The sequence below is a fragment of the Alloscardovia criceti DSM 17774 genome, assembly GCF_000376885.1.
GTDB classification, from domain to species: Bacteria; Actinomycetota; Actinomycetes; order Actinomycetales; family Bifidobacteriaceae; genus Alloscardovia; species Alloscardovia criceti.
In genome coordinates, this window is record NZ_AQXR01000011.1 from 473,270 (window position 1) to 490,865 (window position 17,596).

Here is a 17,596-nt window from a genome sequence, read left to right on the forward strand (position 1 = left end):
GTCTGCTTACGAAATGAAAGTTCTTGAAGGAATTCAAGGGACTCTTAAAAACACAGATGATTAATTATTGCCTTGAATTTCCTGTTCCTTGGCATTATCCATAGCATGCTTGCGATCTACCGCAGCCTTGACCAAACCTGCAAACAATGGATGAGGCTTCGTTGGGCGGCTCTTGAACTCAGGATGTGCCTGAGTGCCGATGTAGAACGGATGAACGGACTGTGGCAGCTCTACGAATTCTGCGAGCTGGCCATCTGGACTGGAACCGGAAATAGACAATCCAGCGGCTTCCAATTCTGGCTTAATAGCCACAGCCACCTCATAACGGTGACGATGGCGTTCGCTGGCCTTCGTAGAACCGTACAGTTCTGCAGCCAAAGACTTTTCCTTCAACACGGCTGGGTAAGCGCCCAAACGCATGGTGTGGCCCATGTCGCCGTTGCCGGACACGATATCCTTCTGCTCTTCCATCGTGGCAATAACAGGATGCTGCGTGTCGCTATCGAATTCGGAAGAATTGGCATCTGCATAACCGAGTACATTGCGTGCGTACTCGATAACCATGGACTGCATACCCAAGCAAATACCCAAGGCCGGCAGCTTGTTTTCACGGGCGAAACGCAAGGCGTTAATCTTGCCTTCGATACCACGCACACCGAAACCACCAGGAATGACAATGCCGTCCAGCTTGCCCAAGTAGCGCTGTGCGCCTTCAGTCGTTTCGCAATTATCGGCAGAAATCCACTCGATCTTTGCGCGCACATAATTGCCGAAACCGCCCGCCTTAATAGCTTCGGTCACAGAAAGATAGGCATCTGGCAAATCGATGTACTTACCCACGATGCCGATGGTCACTTCATCGTTTGGATGATGCACGCGATCAAGCAGATCCTCCCATTCTGCCCAGTCCACGTCATCGCAGTCGAGCTGCAAATGATCCACCACATAAGAGTCCAGACCTTCGGAGTGCAGCACACGCGGAATTTCGTAGATGCTTGGCACATCCACGCAGTTCACCACAGCGTTTTCTGGCACATCGCACATCAAGGAAATCTTATCCTTAATGCTCTGATTCAAAGGGCGATCCGAACGCAAAACCAATGCATCTGGACGAATACCCAACTGACGAAGCATCATAACAGAGTGCTGCGTTGGCTTGGTCTTCAGCTCGTGGGCCGAAGCAATCCAAGGCACGAGGGACACATGCACGAACATGCAGTTTGCCGAACCCAGCTCGGTGCGCACCTCACGTGCTGCCTCCAAGAATGGCTGGGACTCGATGTCACCCACGGTTCCACCAATTTCAGTGATGATGACATCCACATCGTCGGATGCCTGCTCGCGCATGCGATCCTTAATTTCGTTGGTGATATGAGGAATCACCTGCACACACTGACCGAGATACTCGCCCGCACGTTCCTTACGCAAAACGTTCTGATAAATCTGGCCTGTGGTCACATTTGCGCTTTGGCTTAATGGCACATCCAAGAAGCGCTCATAGTGACCAATATCCAAATCTGTTTCCGCGCCATCCTCAGTAACATACACCTCTCCATGCTGGAAAGGATTCATGGTGCCAGGATCGACATTGATATAAGGATCTAATTTTTGCTGAAGAACATGCAAACCACGACTACGTAGGAGCCGTCCCAAAGATGATGCGGTAAGACCTTTTCCGAGAGAAGAAACTACTCCACCGGTTACGAAAATATGCTTTGTAATATGTTCAGAATTATTACCATGTTCATTAACCATGGAATTTAAGTGTATCAGTTTCGCATGACGAAATTCAATTCAAACATGCTGTGAGAGGAACGCCGTTTCATGAAAATTTATCACATATGCAGTCTTGTTGGCATATATCGAGAGATGGATATCCATATGTACGAATATCCACCATCGAACTAGTTATATCGTCGCGTAACTACGATCCCTCTGTGTCATGACCTTGGATAGCTGAGCATCCAGCTCGTCCACCATCTCCTCGGTAGTATCCCAGCTGGTCACCAGTCGCACAATATAATGCCCGTCCTGAGGTGGCTCCCACAAGGCGACGCTGGCTACACTGGACACGGCTTCGTACTGTTCCTTGGTCATGTCAAAGAACTGCTGATTCGTTGGACTATCCAAATACAGGCTAAATCCATACTTCAGCATAACCTGTCGGATTTTCTGAGCCAAGGCATCCGCTTGAGCGCCAATGCGCACGTACAGATTATCTGTAAACAACGTGTCGAATTGCACACCTAACACGCGACCTTGTGCCAGCAAAGCACCGTGCTGCTTTATCTGTGTGACAAAATGCGCGGGGGTAGTTTCTGGCTTGGACACCACTGCCTCACCGATGAAGGCACCCAACTTCGTGCCGCCGATGTAGAAAATATCCGCCAATTCAGCCAGCTCGGGTAAGCTGAGATGATCCACGTGAGAGCCCAAAGCATATCCCAAACGTGCTCCATCGATGAATAAACGCATGTGATGAGCATCGCAAAGGGCACGGATTTGCTGCAATTCTTCGCGTGTATACAGCGTGCCATATTCGGATGGATAGCTCAGATACACAGCCCCAGGGAAAACCATATGATCGTGATTGGGATCTGCATAGAAATTCTCGACAAAATCAGAAATATCCTGAGGATTCATCAGACCCTCATGCTGGACAATGGTGAGTACCTTATGACCGGTAAATTCGATAGCACCCGCTTCATGCACACTAATATGCCCTGTTTCTGCGGCAATAACGCCTTCCCAAGGCTGAAGAATAGTATCGAGTACCACCTGATTTGTTTGGGTGCCGCCAACGAGAAAATGCACATCAGCATCGGGGCGTCCGATAGCCTCGCGAATTTTTGCTCGAGCCGATGCGGTATATGTGTCCTCCCCATAACCATCCAGAGGCAAGCCATTGGTACGCACTAAAGCATCGAGTACATCTGGGTGAGCGCCTGCATGATAATCGTTGTGTAAGGTCAGCATGAGTTTTTAATCCTCCAAAGCATTCAGGACTGCTTCTAGGGCCAGTCGGTAGCCATAGAAACCAAATCCTGCAATTGTACCCGTTGCTATAGGCGAAATAACCGAATTCTTACGGAATGTCTCACGCGAGGCGGGATTAGAAATATGCACTTCGATGAGAGGAATATTCACATCGGTGACCTGAGCCGCTGCATCGGCTAAACCATAGGAGTAGTGGGTAAAGGCAGCTGGGTTGAGCACAATCGGTGTTTTTTCATCCACGGCCTGATGCATCCAATGGATGACTTCGGCTTCGTCATCGCTTTGTCGCACTTCTACGGTAATGCCCAGTTCTGCACCCCATGCATCACAAGCCTGAGCTAGATCCGTCAGCGTTGCATGTCCATAAATCTCCGGCTCACGCACACCTAAACGCCCTAAATTTGGACCATTGACCACAACAATTTTGGAAACTTCTGAACGACGTACCATGTGTCTACCCTACTTTTACAACTCTTATTATTCGTACTTCATCTGCTGACGAGTTTTGTATTTATTTGTGCGAAGCGGAAATCCTATGCAAGGCCTCAAGCACGGCATCTTCGTTTGGATCTTCCAAGCGTCTGGCATGACCAATGTCGTCCACCACTACAAAACGCAGCATCTTTCCACGTGCCTTTTTGTCTCGGTGCATAATGCCGAGCACAGCCTCATCATCAGGGCTATCCCAAGTAGTAGGCAAACCAACGGATTCGAGGATAGTACGGGTATAATCTACGAATTCCTTGTCTACAATGCCGTGAATGTACGCCAGCTCCGCCGCAAACACCATGCCCACGGATACGGCTTCACCGTGACGCCACGTAAAGTGCTCCATTTTTTCAATGGCATGCCCCAAGGTATGACCATAATTGAGGAATTCACGTAAGCCCTTTTCCTTCAGATCCGTGCTCACGTGCCTTTCCTTCACCCGCACACTACGCTCGATGAGCTCCACGATGACATCCATATCCTGCTCTTCGATATGTGCAGGATCCAGATTTTTCAGCATGTCAGCATGCGCTTCCACAATATCCAAAATCACCGGATCGCTGATAAATCCGGCCTTGATAACCTCACCCAAGCCTTCGATGAAGATACGCTGATCCAGCGTCCGCAAGGTATCCACATCGGCAAGCACGGCAATCGGCGTGTAGAAACTACCTACAAGATTTTTGCCCGCATCCGTATTAATGCCTGTTTTTCCACCCGTGGAAGCATCCACCATGGCCAGCAGGGAGGTCGGGCAATTGACATAACGGATACCGCGCAACCATGTGGCGGCAATGAAGCCCGCTACATCTGTGGCCGCTCCCCCACCTAAGCCCACAATTGCGTCGGACCGCGTAAAGCCAATCTCACCCAAAGTATCCCAGGCATGAGCAATAACCGACAACTTTTTGCCGTTTTCTGCATCGGGAATGACAATTTCTGTCACTTCGTAGCCCGCACGGCGCAAAATAGCGCGCGCTTTATCCGAATGACGTTGCACACTCGAGGTATGAATGAGCGCCACACGTGCCGTCTCTTCGCCCAAAATTTCCGGCAAATGACGCATAGTGGAGGTACCAATGCGCACATCGTACTCTGGTTGTGCGCCAGACACATGGATGACGTGCTCATGTAATAAATCAATCACCGTATTCGCCGCCTGTCGAGGTGTTTTTCCATGTGTAGACATGATATATGTAGCCAATTCTTCGTATGTGGCATGACGCTTGTCATACAAATCCATCCACACCTTATGCGGATGGTGCGCCAATAATGGCCGCCTACCCGAACGCGTTGCCTGCTCGATGGCTTCTTCCGGCTCTGCATTCAGATACACGATAGTGCCACCATGCTGCGCATAGCGCCGCAAATTTGCCTGTGTTTTCTTATTCATCGGCGCTCCACCGCCGAGGGAGAGCACACCTTCAAAGGTGATTTCCTCACCTTCCTGTAGACCTTTGAGCCCAATGAAATGTGCAATGGTCTTGCTTTCGATGGCTCGGAATGTCTTTTCCCCACGTTTGGAGAAAATTTTGGCGATGCTCATGCGCTGACGATGCTCTATTTCATCATCCGAATCGTAGAAAGGTACTCGCAATAAACTGGCGATTTCTTTCCCAATGCGGGTTTTGCCCGATCCTGGCATGCCGATAAAAACGACCTGAGGGACGCGTACCATAGGATTCCTTCATATATTCAAGCGTGCGTAAACGGAAACGTTATGCCGAAATGTCACAGATATAACTGTCATGGATGTAGCACATCGTGGTTGCCTGTATGTCTTCAAAGACCCGAGTGAGGATCCTCGAAGATATACTCAAAACTACTGCAAATACTCTGGCCAGCTTGCGAGGTAGCTCTCAATATTTCGGCGGGTCTCATCCACACTGTCTCCGCCGAACTTTTCGATAATAAACTGGGCAAGTGTCAAGCGCACCATAGCTTCCGCCACAACCGATGCAGCGGGCACAGCCGTCGCATCAGAGCGCTGATGGATAGCCGTCGCCTCTTCACCCGTCAACACATTGACCGTGCGCAGGGCACGTGGCAAAGAAGAAATAGGCTTCATTGCGGCACGAATGCGGATAGGCTCACCATTAGACATGGAACCTTCGATACCACCGGCGCGATTCGTAAGGCGGTGAATATGACCATCCTCGCGCACAATCTCGTCATGCGCCTCAGACCCCAATCGATCGGCTTCCTTAAAACCATCCCCAATTTCTACGCCCTTGATGGCTTGAATGCTCATCACCGCTGCTGCCAAAGCGGCATCCAAACGGCGATCTGATTCCACGTAAGTACCAATTCCGGCTGGCACGTTGTAGGCGATGACTTCCACCACGCCACCCAAGGTATTGCCAGCTTTCTTGACTTCATCGATACGCGCCTTCATGCGCTCCACGGCTTCAGCATCCAAGCTTCTCGTAGCAGAAGCATCCAGAGCTGGCACATCTTCGGGACGTGGCAATGGATTATCTGGGGAGACATATTCTCCACCAATAGAAATCACATGAGAGACGGTTTCTATGCCGGCGACTTGGCGCAAGAAGTTTGCAGCCACCTGTCCCAACGCCACACGAGAAGCTGTTTCACGTGCCGAAGAGCGCTCCAACACAGGGCGCGCATCCGTAAAACCATACTTGCGCATGCCGGTAAGATCCGCATGCCCTGGGCGTGGACTGCTCAGCGGCGCATTACGCCCTGTTTCGCCCAGCTCTACATCCTGTGGCAAGGGATCAGCACTCATCACCTGAGTCCACTTTGGCCACTCCGTATTGCCAATTTCGATGGCAATGGGCGAGCCCAAAGTCTGACCGTGACGAACTCCGGTGAGCATTCTGACTTGATCTTGCTCAAACTTCATGCGCGCACCACGACCATAACCTAAGCGTCGGCGAGCTAAAGCTGTTTTAATTTCTTCGCTTGTAATCTGTACTCCGCTTGGAATCCCTTCAATCATGGCGACAAGTGCTTCGCCATGGGATTCACCCGCTGTTTGCCAACGCAACATGATAATGCTCCCTGTGCTGAAAACTCTGCTAAAAACCCGGTATTGAGCCTTATACACCTAAATGTGCATAACTCGCCTTGGTTTGAGCCTATTCTCGTATTATGTTACATCTTACGAAATGGGCTACCTTTTATACACCATTTCTGTGCTTCCTTGTCTACTTGGTGGACTCGTCTTGAGCATTCGAGATCTTGTCCATCGACGCGTATCGCGCCTGCATGTGACTATCATCGCGTGTGGCCAATTCGTGTGGTTTCTCGTTTATGCGTTGCTACGGCTCATAGATTTTTCCATTATGCCGGCTGCATGCGCATACGCACTCGTAAGTATCTGCTGGCAGCTGCTGCTTTTTCGACTATCGCGAGGAGCGTTGGGATTTGGAGACGTCACCTCCGCCGGCGTGCTGTGTCTGCTTTTTGCACCCTTTGGACTGCACAATGTCTGGATGCTTACGCTGTGGTGGCTACTGTCCGGTGTTCTGGCAGGCATCGGACTGGTCTTGTGTGTGGGCATGAAAAAAGAGCAAAACATTGCGTATGTGCCGGCGATGTATATCGCAGCAGTTATCACAGTGTTTGCTCTTTTGTGATTCGGTTTCTTACTAGCTCCGCAAGAGACTAGTTTTCTGCCTCCCATTGCTGATATTCTTCCGCATATTGCTGGAATTCGCTCTCACTAGCTGTGAACTTGGTTTCACCTGTATCGAGGTTTACCGTGACAAAGTAGAGCCAATCACCCTCCTCCGGATGCAAAACTGCAGAAATTGCATTATCACCCGGGTTATTAATCGGCGTTGGCGGCAGGCCCGTGTAGATACGGTCATTGTACGGGTTGGAAGAATCTGAGAGCTGAGACACAGTCAGGTCGCGCGCCTTCACACCCAAACCGTAGGCGATAACGCTATCCATACCCAAAACCATATTGGCATTTAGACGATTTTCGATAACGCGAGCCACCTTACCGTAGTACTGCGCTTGGTTGACTTCTGCCTCTACAATGGATGACTTGATAAGCACCGTTTGGTATTGATCCTCTGACACACCAAGCTCTTGCAGTTTGGCTATGCGCTTATCCACCATGGCCTTGATGATGTCGGTAGCCGTCTTTTCGCCCTTAATATTGTAGGTGCCTGGCTCAAACCATCCTTCGTATTTGCCACCTGCAACTTCAGGCAAAATATCCGAGCCGCCGGCATTAATAATGGCTTCAAATTCAGACTTATCAATATCGCTCAAGGACGCTGCAGATGCAATCACGTCCGCAACCGTCTCACCAGACTTCACAATTAAGGAGCCCGTGATTTTGGTTGGATCGGTGATAATCGTCACCACATCTGCCGCAGCCATTTGCTTCTTCAGTTCAAAAGAACCCGCCTGGAGCTTGTTGGCAGCATCTGCTACTTGTACAGCCTTGATAAACGCAGCTTCTGTGCGCACAACATCGGCATCATAGAGCTTTTTCGCAATATCAGCCGTGCCCTCACCATCTTCAATGGTGATAATCACGCTACCAGAGCCTGGACCTGGGTAGTCCAAATTGCTTGTCGTTTTCGAAGTGCTGGCTACGGTGGCGTTGCGCAAGGCTCGTACGCCGGTATATCCACCCACCGCTACAGCAGCTAAAACCGCAAGAACGGCAATCCATACCACGATTTTGCGTATACGTTTACGTTTCTGCCGACGACGCTCAGCGCGCACCTCTCTGCGCCTTTTGGGAGGCAAAGGAGGCGCCGCAGCGTCCTTATGGATCTTCATATCTGCAGTCAACTGATCTTCGCTAGACTGAGAATTTTGGGCATGGTCAACATCGTTGTCGAACATGTCAAATAAGTCATTATTTTCAGTCATTACTCATCTTTCTGGCCAATTTCTTCTGGTCATCTAATGCCGATTGTAGCAGTATGACTGCCGCCTGACTATCAACGACGCTACGATGCTTGCGCATGGATAAGCCGGCATTCAAAAGTTGGTCATGAGCCTCCACGGAGCTGAGACGTTCATCTCTTAACGTTACTTCAACATCGTTTACCGCATAGCTGTGCAGTTTTTTTGTTAAGGCAGCCGCCCAACGCTTTGCTTTTTTGGCACTTTTGCCCTCAGTGCCGTCTAATTGCAAAGGATAACCAACGATAACACGTGCTACATCCTGCTCTTCGATTAGCGCTACTACATCGTCCAGAGCATAGAAGTAATCACCTTGTACACGGATATAGTCTTCAGGATGTGCAAGCAGGAGATCTGGGTCGCTCAGCGCGATACCCACGCGCGCGTTCCCCAGATCTACTGCCATCCATATGCGATTGAGCACAATATTCCTCGTATTATTTACCGAGTGCTACTTGCTCAATACGCTGGTGTTCAAATCAGCCAGTGCGGCGTCAATCTGGCTGGCATCTTGGCCGCCACCTTGAGCGAAGTCAGGCTTACCGCCACCGCCACCGCCGAGCATCTTTGAGGCCTGACGTACGAGGTCACCCGCTTTAATGCCCTTATCGCGCGCAGCTTCATTTGTTGCCACGATGATGGATGGGCTACCGGATTCGCTCACACCCGCCAAAGCAACGACTGCAGGCTTATCCGCAGAAAGCTGACCACGCACATCCATAACGGCATTGCGCAAAGCATCCACAGAGCCGAACTGTCCAAGATTTGCGGTGACGACGGTAATCTCGTCCGCAGACTGTCGTGCCTTCTCCACTAGCGCAGGAATCTGAGCCTTCACCTGTGATTCATAGAGAGCAGCGAGCTTACGGTCGGATTCTTTGAGACGATCCATCAAGGTGGAGATACGATCGGTCAATTCATCTGGACGTGCATGAAGCACATCAGAGAGCTGAGAAACCAGCGCATGCTCACGTGCATTGTATTCGTAAGCCTTCTCACCTACCACAGCATCCACACGACGGACGCCAGTGCCCACAGAAGACTCGCCCATCAAAGTAATAGCGCCAATCTTACCGACATAGTCGATATGCGTACCACCACACAGCTCACGGCTCCAGCCGTCTTCGCCGATAGATACCACGCGCACGATATCGCCGTACTTTTCACCAAAGAGATGCATAGCACCCAGTGCAATAGCGTCGTCAAACTTCATTTCCTGCGTGGTCACAGCCAGATTCTCACGTAACTTTTCGTTCACACGTGCTTCCACGGCATTCATAGCCAAGGCGGATGGCGCAGAAGCCCACTGGAAGTCGAAGCGCAAACGGTTTGGAGCGTCTTCGGAGCCACGCTGTGTAGCCTGAGGACCAAGCTCTTCACGCAAAGCCTTATGCACCATGTGCGTAGAAGTATGAGAACGTGCAATTGCGCCACGGCGGTCGATATCAATCGAAGCAGTAACTGCTGCATTCACCGTCAAGGTACCATCCGTTACGCGGCAACGATGCACAATCAAGTCCTTAATAGGCTTCTGCACATCATCGACTTCTACGACTGCACCATCATCGGAGAGGATCTCACCCTGATCAGCCAGCTGACCACCAGCCTCTGCGTAAAATGGCGTACGATCCAAGATTACTTCTACTGTGGCAGGAGCTGTCACCGCGGGAACGGAGCCCTTGCCTTCTTGGATAATGCCCAGCACACGAGAACGAGAAGAAGCATCCGTGTAGCCCAAGAAATCGATGGGAGCTTCCAAGGTCTTCTTCACATCGTCATAGACGCTGAGGTCCACGTTTCCGCGCTTCTTCAATGCATCTGCGCGTGCACGAGACTTCTGCTGCGCCATCAACTTGCGGAATTCTTCTTCATCCACCTTGACGCCCTTCTCAGACGCCATTTCCAAGGTGAGCTCAATTGGGAATCCGTATGTATCATGCAAAGCAAAGGCATCTGCACCGCTGACCGCAGTGCCCTTTTCCTGAGCAGAGCTGACAGCCACATCCAAGATGGTCGTGCCCTTATCCAAAGTACGACGGAAAGCATCTTCTTCACCATATGCAGCATTTTCAATGTCTGCGAAAGTATCGTTCAGCTCTGGATAGCTTGCGCTCATCACGTCCTTGGACACTGGAATCAAGTGTGGGAGCACTTCCTCTTGCACACCCAATGTCTTCATGGAACGCATCGTTCTGCGCAGCAAACGACGCAGCACATAGCCGCGTCCTTCATTGGCTGGGCGCACGCCATCGCTCATAATCATCAAGGCAGAACGCACATGATCCGCCACCACACGGAAACGCACATCGTTTTCTGCGTTATCACCATAATTCAAACCAGAAAGCTTCTCAGCAGCCTCGATGACCGGGAAAAGCTCATCGGTTTCGTACATGTTTTCTTTGCCCTGCAGCAGATAAGCTACGCGCTCCAGACCCATACCGGTATCGATATTTCTCTGAGCCAGCTCGCCCACGATGTGCAAATCCGTCTTGGACTTGACATTGTCTACTTCAAAGTTTTCAAAAACGAGATTCCAAATTTCGGTGTAACGATTTTCATCGGCAAGAGGGCCGCCTTCCTTGCCGTACTGAGCACCGCGATCCACATAGATTTCCGAGCATGGGCCGCCAGGTCCTGGACCACCCATAGTCCAGAAGTTATCTTCCATGCCCATAACCTGCATATGCTCTGGATCCATGCCTTCATTGCGCCAGATAGCACGGGCTTCCTCATCGTCGGTAAACGTGGTCACCCACAGCTTATCCAAGGTAAAACCATATCCACCCTGATCTTGTGGAGTGGTGAGCAGCTCCCATGCATAGTGGATGGCTTCTTCCTTGAAATAATCGCCGAAGGAGAAGTTTCCCAGCATCTGGAAGAACGTACCGTGACGTGTGGTTTTTCCTACCTCATCGATATCCAATGTACGCACGCACTTTTGTACACTGGCCATTCGGGACTTTGGTGGTGTCTGCTCGCCTAAGAGATAAGGCACAAAGGGCACCATACCTGCAATGGTGAAAAGTGTGGTTGGATTAGGAGAAATCAAAGAAGCTGATGGGACAATGAGATGATCCTGCTTTTCAAAATACCCTGTAAAACGTTTTGCGATTTCTGATGTGCGCATGAATGCGTAGCTCCTTGAATGTGTTCAAATAAAATTAACGATTTCCGAATTTTTCGGCATATGCGCTGTTCATTTCGGCTTCTTTTTCACGACGATACGTGTTGAAGTCCTCGATCATAGATCCTAATGTACGCAATGTCACATTGTCTTGGTCTGGTCCCAAAACAAATTCTCGAGCTAAGCGAGGTGTGTGTGCTCGGACATATGCTTGCGCCTTGCTCGCCACCACAAGACCGGTGGCCAATCCTACAAGGAACCAGAAGATGCGTTTAAACATGGTATTTCCTCTTACTTTTCCTCGTGCTTGCCATCAGACTTCTGTGTGAAACCCTGAACTGTTTTCTTTACTCCGTATACAATAGCAGCAATTTTAATCACTGGTTTTCCAAGCACAGCGCCATACAAATCCGTTAATGCTCCCACATTATTGGCAGTAGTCGAAGCTGCGGAGGAAATATTATTGACGTCTTCCAAAGACTGGTTGACTTTCTGCACAGTGGTTACGCTCTCATCGAGGGCAGGAATGGCGTGATCTCCCGTATCCTTTACGGTTTCGGCAATTTGATCAAAAAGCTTTCCCAAACGGATAAGAGGATAAATCAAAAAGCCTGCGAGTACTGCGAAAACAATGGCTGCAATAAGGCTAGCTATTTGTCCGAGATCCATTCTGCGTCTCCTTCTTCACTATCAAAGACATCATAAAGACATATGTTTTTTAGATTACCACTAGGCGTAGGCGTGAAATACCACTCAGCCCAGAGTTTTAGCCTATAGAGGTAAGGCGTCATGGCGGCCCACACAACGACCTGTGATACCTCTTATTCTAAATTTTTCTCAAGCAGTGTCTAAAGTTGTTATTCGTTATATCCTTGGATACTCAAGGCATGGTCAAACGCGCTTTCTTCTGGATTAAAGTCCATGCGTGTCACACTACCATTGCGGGGTCTCACGGTCATATCTATACCGTCGGGAGCACTATGCGCAAACCGTTGAACGATGCTCAGCAAGGAATTGCCATGTGAAATCAGCAGCACATGAGCATCTGTGCCGTGAGCAGTAAGCTGGGAAATTTTATCGTGTGTGCGGATGATATGATATCCGCGCTCAATGCGCTCCCAGTACTCTTCCTCGTTTTCGGCATGATGGAAAGGATCTGCTTCCTTGAGGAAGTCTTTGGTGGCTGCAGATCCGAATTTTTCGAGAATCTGCGCATACGTCGTCGCTCCATGTGGTGCGCCGGCAGCCCACCACGCCTCATTCATATCTTTACCCTCGAAGTATCCATAAAACTGCTCACGAAATTCCATGTGCTCTTCGGCATGGTATAAGCCGTCGTGACGCGCAGCATCATTGCGCGCCAAAATTATGCGTGCTGTTTCAATAGCTCGTTGCGTGTCAGAGCAAAATGCGGCGTCAAAGCGTATTTTTTCCAGTTTGTGAGCGGCAACGACGGCGTCCTGTTTACCCTTATCCGTTAAAGGAGAGTTAGACCAGCCTTGGAGACGATTATAGAGATTGAAATAGGTTTGCCCGTGGCGCACAAGATACACATGAATTGTCATAGCACTACTCTATCGCGAGCGAATCTCATATAATTTCAATATGACACGATTTCTTATGAATTGGTTGGTACTGACCATTGCCACCGGTGTAACGGTATGGTTGCTGCCCGGCATCACCATTGTGGGCGATAATCAGTGGTTATCATACGGCAGTTTCGCGCTTTTTATGGCGCTGATCAATATTTCAATTAAGCCGATAATGCATATTTTGACCTTGCCTATTTCGATTCTGACCTTTGGTTTGATGTCGTTGGTGGTCAACACGATTTGTTTTGCGCTGGCTTCCAGCCTGAGCAACAATATTTTCGGCGTGGGCATTGCGTCTTCCAGCACAGGCTGGTCCTTTGCTGGCGCCATTGTGCTCTCCATTATTGCCTCTTTACTGCACGGATTAGAAGAGGTGTAAAGAGACCCTTCCCCTTGCCTATTAAAATAAAAAATGAAGCCACTGCAAAAGAGCAGTGGCTTCATCAATGTATGCCGTAAATAAATTGTTGCCTGAGCCGTAAGATGTGCCGTGTAAACAGCCCAAGCGCAGTTTTTAGCGAGAGTAGTGTTCGACCACGTACTGAATGTTAATAGTAACTGGGATTTCTTCTACTTCTGGCTTACGAGTCAAGGTTGCCTTGAGAGCTGCCAAGTTAACATCGAGATAACCTGGAACTGCTGGGAGAACGTCACGATGAACGCCTTCAGCTGCAGCCTGGAATGGCTCCATGGTCTGGCTCTTTGGCTTAACCTGAATGGTCTGGCCTGGCTTTACATGGTAGCTTGGGCGATCAACGATGTTTCCGTCGACGAGAATGTGACGGTGAACAACGAACTGACGAGCCTGTGCTGTAGTGCGAGCAAAACCTGCACGCAATACAAGAGCATCGAGACGTGCTTCGAGGTTGACCAGCATTGCGTTACCAGTCTGACCTGCTTCACGACGGGACTTTTCATAAATCGCACGCATCTGCTTTTCAGAGATGCCATACTGAGCACGAAGACGCTGCTTTTCGCGCAAACGTACTGCGTAATCGGACTCTGCGCGGCGACGATCGCGACCATGCTCACCTGGACCATATGGACGCTTTTCGAAGATACGCTGAGCCTTTGGGGTCAAAGCGATGCCGAGGGCGCGAGAAAGACGCACCTGACGGCGTGCACGCTGTACCTTAGTCATTTAATTTCCTTCTGTTGTAGATTCGCAAGATGAGCACACTTCTGTGCACTCACCGAGTCAGCCACTCCTGCGCTTAGCATCGAACTGTGTCTACTCGTTCGGTGTTTAACAGTAAAATCCAACTTTCGCTGGGCATTACTGCCGACCCGCAGATGGGCCAAGACTCCAGAGCTGCGCACATAAAACTATGCACACAACGTCCACTATCATACACTGCGATATCTACAAATAAGCAGAATTCTCAGCAATTTCAGAGTTTTTCAATCGGCGCGAGACGAATCATCAGTCTTTTTGTGCCCGCAGAGCCGAAATCTACGACGACGACGGAATTGCGTCCCTTATCTTCTAGGCTGATGACCCTACCTAACCCATACTCGTCATGTGTAATCTTATCGCCGATATGGAGGTCTTCAAGCGTGAGACCATTCGATGCTGCGGCGGACGCAGCGCGTGTAGAAGCTTGTCCTGTTTGAGCGGAGTTCAGTCTACGTGAGTACACAGCGGAACCGCGTGAGCTTGACTGGCTACTGCTCGCAGACTTGGAATAACCGCGTGAAGAGCGCGATGAACTCACGCTACTTGTACCGTAATGCATATGTGGCGACTCGGATCCAGATCTGCTGGATGTGCGCGGCTTTTGAACCCGTGAGGACGAAGACGAACTGCCGGATGAGCCATAGGAAGATCCGTACGATGAACCATAGGAAGACCCATACGAGCTACCACGCGTAGACGAACCATGACCGCCATATGAGGAAGAACCGTAGGAGCTGCCCGAGTAGCTCCCATAGGAAGAGCCGCCGTAGCCATTGCCATAGTTGCTATAGTCGCGCGACCATCGGGACTGAGAGGAGAATTCGTCCTCAAAATCGCCAAATTCATCCAAATCTGGCGAATCCACCCAATTGCGACGCATTTTTTCCATGGTGGATTCTTTGCGCTCCCAATGAATGAGGTTTTCTGGAATTTCTTCCAAAAATTGACTAGGCATCATTTCTGTCGTTTGTCCCCACTGTGAACGGATGGCAGAGCGCGTGACATACAGCTTGCGCTGGGCACGTGTAATGCCCACATACGCCAATCGGCGCTCTTCCGACAACTCCGCATCATCCTCAATACTGCGTGAGTGCGGGAAGGTGCCTTGCTCCATACCCACCAAGAAGACCACCGGGTATTCCAGACCTTTTGCGGTATGCAAGGTCATCAGCGTCACCGTACCCCTGTCTTCACCTTCGGAAGGCAGCTGATCAGAATCGGCCACCAAAGCCGTATTTTCCAAGAATCCTGCCAAAGTAGCGTCCGGTGTATTTTGCTCAAACTCCGCCGCCACGGATTGGAGCTGACTCAAATTATCGAGACGCGTGGCATCTTGCGGATCTTGGGATTGGCGCAACTCCTCCACCAAGCCCGTTTTTTCCAAAACCTCCGCCACAATTTCGCTCGGATGATGATCATGCTCCACCGCAAATGCACGCAATCCGCGCATCAAATCTCTAAAGGCACTGACTGCATTCTTAGCGCGCGGTGAAAGACCGGTGTTTTCCAGGAATTCAATGGCATTCCAAAAATTGGTACCGTTTTCTGTAGCATACGCGTTCAATGCCTCCTCTGACCGCGCCCCGAGCCCGCGTTTTGGCACATTCAAAATACGCCGGGTGCTCACATCATCGGCCGGATTCGCAATGGCTTGAATATATGCCATCGCATTTTTGACTTCTGCGCGTTCGTAGAATCGCGTACCACCAACGATCTGATACGGAATAGACGCGTTAATCAGTGCCTCTTCCAGCGAACGCGACTGCGCATTAGCACGATACATCAGGGCAATGCTGGAATATGGGAAGCTGCCTTCCTCCACTAATCGCTCAATTTCCTGAGCAATCCATTGGCCTTCCTGCTGAGGGTTATCTGCAGCAAAGCCCACGATTTTTGCGCCTTCGCCCAGATCTGTCCAGAGCTTTTTCGGCGTTCGACCAGCATTCTGTGAAATCACCGCATTCGCTGCATCCAAAATTGTTTGGGTCGAACGATAATTCTGCTCGAGCATAATGGTGCGTGCGTTATCAAAGTCTTTTTCGAAGTCCAAAATATTGGAAATATCCGCGCCTCTAAAGGCATAAATGGACTGATCAGAATCACCCACAACCGTCACCCAGGCAGGACGTGCCTGAGGCGTCACATTCGGCAATTCCTTACTGGCAAGCAGTCGTATCAAGATATACTGTGCGTGATTCGTATCCTGATACTCATCCACAAAAATAAAGCTGAATCGGCGACGGTAAAACTCCAGCGCCTCCACATCAGTGCGCAGTAGTTCCACCGTGCGTACAAGCAGATCGTCGAAGTCTACGGAATTTGCCACGGCTAGTCGGTGCTGGTACTCGGCATAGCAAATTGCAAATACTTCTTCCTTATCCCCCAAGTTTGCAATATGTTGCCCAAGCTTGCCCGGCACATAATCAGAGTTCACGTGCTTCAACGCATCAGGCACGGTAATCAGCTGATTTTTGAAATCAGAAATAGCACCCAAAATACTGCGTGGCGTGTAACGCTTCGTATCAATATTGAGGTCGCGCGCAATGAGATTGATAAGTCTTTGGCAGTCGGCGGTGTCGTAAATGGAGAAACCCGAGCTCAGCCCCACCGCTTGACCATGACGACGCAAAATTCGCACACAAGCGGAGTGGAAAGTCGAGACCCACATGCGATTGGCCACAGGCCCAATCAGCGAAGCGAGACGCTCCTTCATTTCTGCTGCAGCTTTATTAGTAAAGGTAATAGCCAGAATTTGGCTCGGGTATGCATGCCATTGTGTCAGTGCCCAGGCAATGCGTCTGGTCAATACGCGCGTTTTACCCGAACCTGCACCAGCTCCAATAAGCAAGGCTGGGCCTTCGTACTGCACAGCTTGAGACTGCTGAGGATTCAGGCCAGCAATGAGGTCTTGTGCATTGCGCGGCGTCACCTCCGAGGCAGCGGGGTTCACCGCACCACTCGATTCACTGTCATAATCGGATGCAAATGAGTTGTAATTGACAGGCATATGCTCTCCTTGAGAAGATTCGCGCGTGAATTTGTGACGTGGCTGCTGTACAGATATATCCATGTCCGCATAGTTGTGTGTAGCCTGGGGGCTTCGAGAATCTCTTGCCTTTGTAGGCACATCTGATGTCTTTGAAGAAGAAAATCCGTCGAATTCAAAACCCGGCTGTACAAAACTCATGAATCTTTTGTAGCACATGCGGCTTACACGAAAACACAAAAATCCTGTATTGCACGCGCTGAGTGCGCGTCTTGCCTAGGTGCAAAGAATTGGCTATGCATTGCCCGAGTTCCATGTGCCTGTTCTCCTCGAAA

At 50.1% G+C, this 17,596-nt stretch carries 15 protein-coding genes; 2 read left to right on the forward strand and 13 right to left on the reverse strand.

The annotated features are described in order from the left end of the window. Positions 1-60: 60 nt before the first annotated feature. From D570_RS0107400 to aroC, 5 genes are all read right to left on the reverse strand, one after another. On the reverse strand, positions 61-1,755 hold the full coding sequence (locus D570_RS0107400; protein ID WP_018143756.1) for a CTP synthase: 1,695 nt from the start codon (positions 1,753-1,755) through the stop codon (positions 61-63). A gap of 153 nt (positions 1,756-1,908) precedes the next feature. Continuing rightward, a complete protein-coding gene (locus tag D570_RS0107405) occupies positions 1,909-2,976 on the reverse strand; it encodes a threonine aldolase family protein (RefSeq protein ID WP_018143757.1) in 1,068 nt (355 codons plus the stop codon). 6 nt (positions 2,977-2,982) lie between these two features. Beyond that, complete coding sequence (gene aroQ / locus D570_RS0107410) at positions 2,983-3,447, reverse strand: type II 3-dehydroquinate dehydratase (RefSeq protein ID WP_018143758.1); 465 nt, start codon at positions 3,445-3,447, stop codon at positions 2,983-2,985. A gap of 61 nt (positions 3,448-3,508) precedes the next feature. Further along, positions 3,509-5,164 carry a bifunctional shikimate kinase/3-dehydroquinate synthase gene (locus tag D570_RS0107415; RefSeq protein WP_018143759.1) on the reverse strand — a complete coding sequence of 552 codons (1,656 nt, stop codon included), beginning with the start codon at positions 5,162-5,164 and terminating at the stop codon, positions 3,509-3,511. Positions 5,165-5,308: 144 nt separating this feature from the next. After that, positions 5,309-6,499, reverse strand: coding sequence for a chorismate synthase (aroC, locus tag D570_RS0107420; protein WP_018143760.1), 1,191 nt, complete (start codon positions 6,497-6,499; stop codon positions 5,309-5,311). A gap of 118 nt (positions 6,500-6,617) precedes the next feature. On the opposite strand from aroC, the gene D570_RS09445 reads away from it, so the two are divergent. After that, positions 6,618-7,088, forward strand: a complete 471-nt coding sequence (locus D570_RS09445) for a hypothetical protein (protein ID WP_156812266.1) — start codon at positions 6,618-6,620, stop codon at positions 7,086-7,088. A gap of 28 nt (positions 7,089-7,116) precedes the next feature. Here the strand turns inward: D570_RS09445 and mltG are convergent, their stop codons facing one another. From mltG to D570_RS0107455, 6 genes are all read right to left on the reverse strand, one after another. Further along, positions 7,117-8,346 carry an endolytic transglycosylase MltG gene (gene mltG / locus D570_RS0107430; protein WP_018143762.1) on the reverse strand — a complete coding sequence of 410 codons (1,230 nt, stop codon included), beginning with the start codon at positions 8,344-8,346 and terminating at the stop codon, positions 7,117-7,119. Next, entirely contained in the window at positions 8,339-8,788 is a 450-nt protein-coding gene (gene ruvX, locus D570_RS0107435) for a Holliday junction resolvase RuvX (protein WP_018143763.1), read from the reverse strand. Before ruvX ends, mltG begins: the two co-directional genes overlap by 8 nt. Positions 8,789-8,833: 45 nt before the next feature. Beyond that, positions 8,834-11,509, reverse strand: a complete 2,676-nt coding sequence (gene alaS / locus D570_RS0107440) for an alanine--tRNA ligase (protein WP_018143764.1) — start codon at positions 11,507-11,509, stop codon at positions 8,834-8,836. A 34-nt stretch (positions 11,510-11,543) separates the two neighbouring features. After that, a complete protein-coding gene (locus D570_RS0107445) occupies positions 11,544-11,786 on the reverse strand; it encodes a hypothetical protein (protein WP_018143765.1) in 243 nt (80 codons plus the stop codon). Between the two features lie 11 nt (positions 11,787-11,797). After that, complete coding sequence (locus D570_RS0107450) at positions 11,798-12,175, reverse strand: DUF948 domain-containing protein (protein WP_018143766.1); 378 nt, start codon at positions 12,173-12,175, stop codon at positions 11,798-11,800. 188 nt (positions 12,176-12,363) lie between these two features. After that, positions 12,364-13,071 carry a histidine phosphatase family protein gene (locus D570_RS0107455; RefSeq protein WP_018143767.1) on the reverse strand — a complete coding sequence of 236 codons (708 nt, stop codon included), beginning with the start codon at positions 13,069-13,071 and terminating at the stop codon, positions 12,364-12,366. Positions 13,072-13,111: 40 nt separating this feature from the next. Here D570_RS0107455 and D570_RS0107460 point away from each other — a divergent pair, with 40 nt between their 5' ends. Beyond that, positions 13,112-13,477: a phage holin family protein gene (locus D570_RS0107460; RefSeq protein ID WP_026181968.1), complete on the forward strand. Its 366-nt coding sequence runs from the start codon at positions 13,112-13,114 to the stop codon at positions 13,475-13,477. 135 nt (positions 13,478-13,612) lie between these two features. On the opposite strand, the gene rpsD is transcribed toward D570_RS0107460, so the two are convergent. Together rpsD and D570_RS0107470 are read right to left on the reverse strand one after the other, a co-directional pair. Next, positions 13,613-14,239 carry a 30S ribosomal protein S4 gene (gene rpsD / locus D570_RS0107465; protein ID WP_018143769.1) on the reverse strand — a complete coding sequence of 209 codons (627 nt, stop codon included), beginning with the start codon at positions 14,237-14,239 and terminating at the stop codon, positions 13,613-13,615. Between the two features lie 250 nt (positions 14,240-14,489). Continuing rightward, positions 14,490-17,282 (reverse strand): UvrD-helicase domain-containing protein, encoded by a 2,793-nt coding sequence (locus D570_RS0107470; protein WP_083907433.1) that lies wholly within the window; start codon positions 17,280-17,282, stop codon positions 14,490-14,492. Positions 17,283-17,596 lie beyond the last annotated feature (314 nt).

What these genes read in the sequence shown, in the direction of transcription:
- D570_RS0107400 (WP_018143756.1), bottom strand. Translation starts at nt 1,755, where the DNA reads ATGGTTAATGAACATGGTAATAATTCTGAACATATTACAAAGCATATT.
- D570_RS0107405 (WP_018143757.1), bottom strand. Translation starts at nt 2,976, where the DNA reads ATGCTGACCTTACACAACGATTATCATGCAGGCGCTCACCCAGATGTA.
- aroQ (WP_018143758.1), bottom strand. Translation starts at nt 3,447, where the DNA reads ATGGTACGTCGTTCAGAAGTTTCCAAAATTGTTGTGGTCAATGGTCCA.
- D570_RS0107415 (WP_018143759.1), bottom strand. Translation starts at nt 5,164, where the DNA reads ATGGTACGCGTCCCTCAGGTCGTTTTTATCGGCATGCCAGGATCGGGC.
- aroC (WP_018143760.1), bottom strand. Translation starts at nt 6,499, where the DNA reads ATGTTGCGTTGGCAAACAGCGGGTGAATCCCATGGCGAAGCACTTGTC.
- D570_RS09445 (WP_156812266.1), top strand. Translation starts at nt 6,618, where the DNA reads ATGGGCTACCTTTTATACACCATTTCTGTGCTTCCTTGTCTACTTGGT.
- mltG (WP_018143762.1), bottom strand. Translation starts at nt 8,346, where the DNA reads ATGACTGAAAATAATGACTTATTTGACATGTTCGACAACGATGTTGAC.
- ruvX (WP_018143763.1), bottom strand. Translation starts at nt 8,788, where the DNA reads ATGGCAGTAGATCTGGGGAACGCGCGCGTGGGTATCGCGCTGAGCGAC.
- alaS (WP_018143764.1), bottom strand. Translation starts at nt 11,509, where the DNA reads ATGCGCACATCAGAAATCGCAAAACGTTTTACAGGGTATTTTGAAAAG.
- D570_RS0107445 (WP_018143765.1), bottom strand. Translation starts at nt 11,786, where the DNA reads ATGTTTAAACGCATCTTCTGGTTCCTTGTAGGATTGGCCACCGGTCTT.
- D570_RS0107450 (WP_018143766.1), bottom strand. Translation starts at nt 12,175, where the DNA reads ATGGATCTCGGACAAATAGCTAGCCTTATTGCAGCCATTGTTTTCGCA.
- D570_RS0107455 (WP_018143767.1), bottom strand. Translation starts at nt 13,071, where the DNA reads ATGACAATTCATGTGTATCTTGTGCGCCACGGGCAAACCTATTTCAAT.
- D570_RS0107460 (WP_026181968.1), top strand. Translation starts at nt 13,112, where the DNA reads ATGACACGATTTCTTATGAATTGGTTGGTACTGACCATTGCCACCGGT.
- rpsD (WP_018143769.1), bottom strand. Translation starts at nt 14,239, where the DNA reads ATGACTAAGGTACAGCGTGCACGCCGTCAGGTGCGTCTTTCTCGCGCC.
- D570_RS0107470 (WP_083907433.1), bottom strand. Translation starts at nt 17,282, where the DNA reads ATGCCTGTCAATTACAACTCATTTGCATCCGATTATGACAGTGAATCG.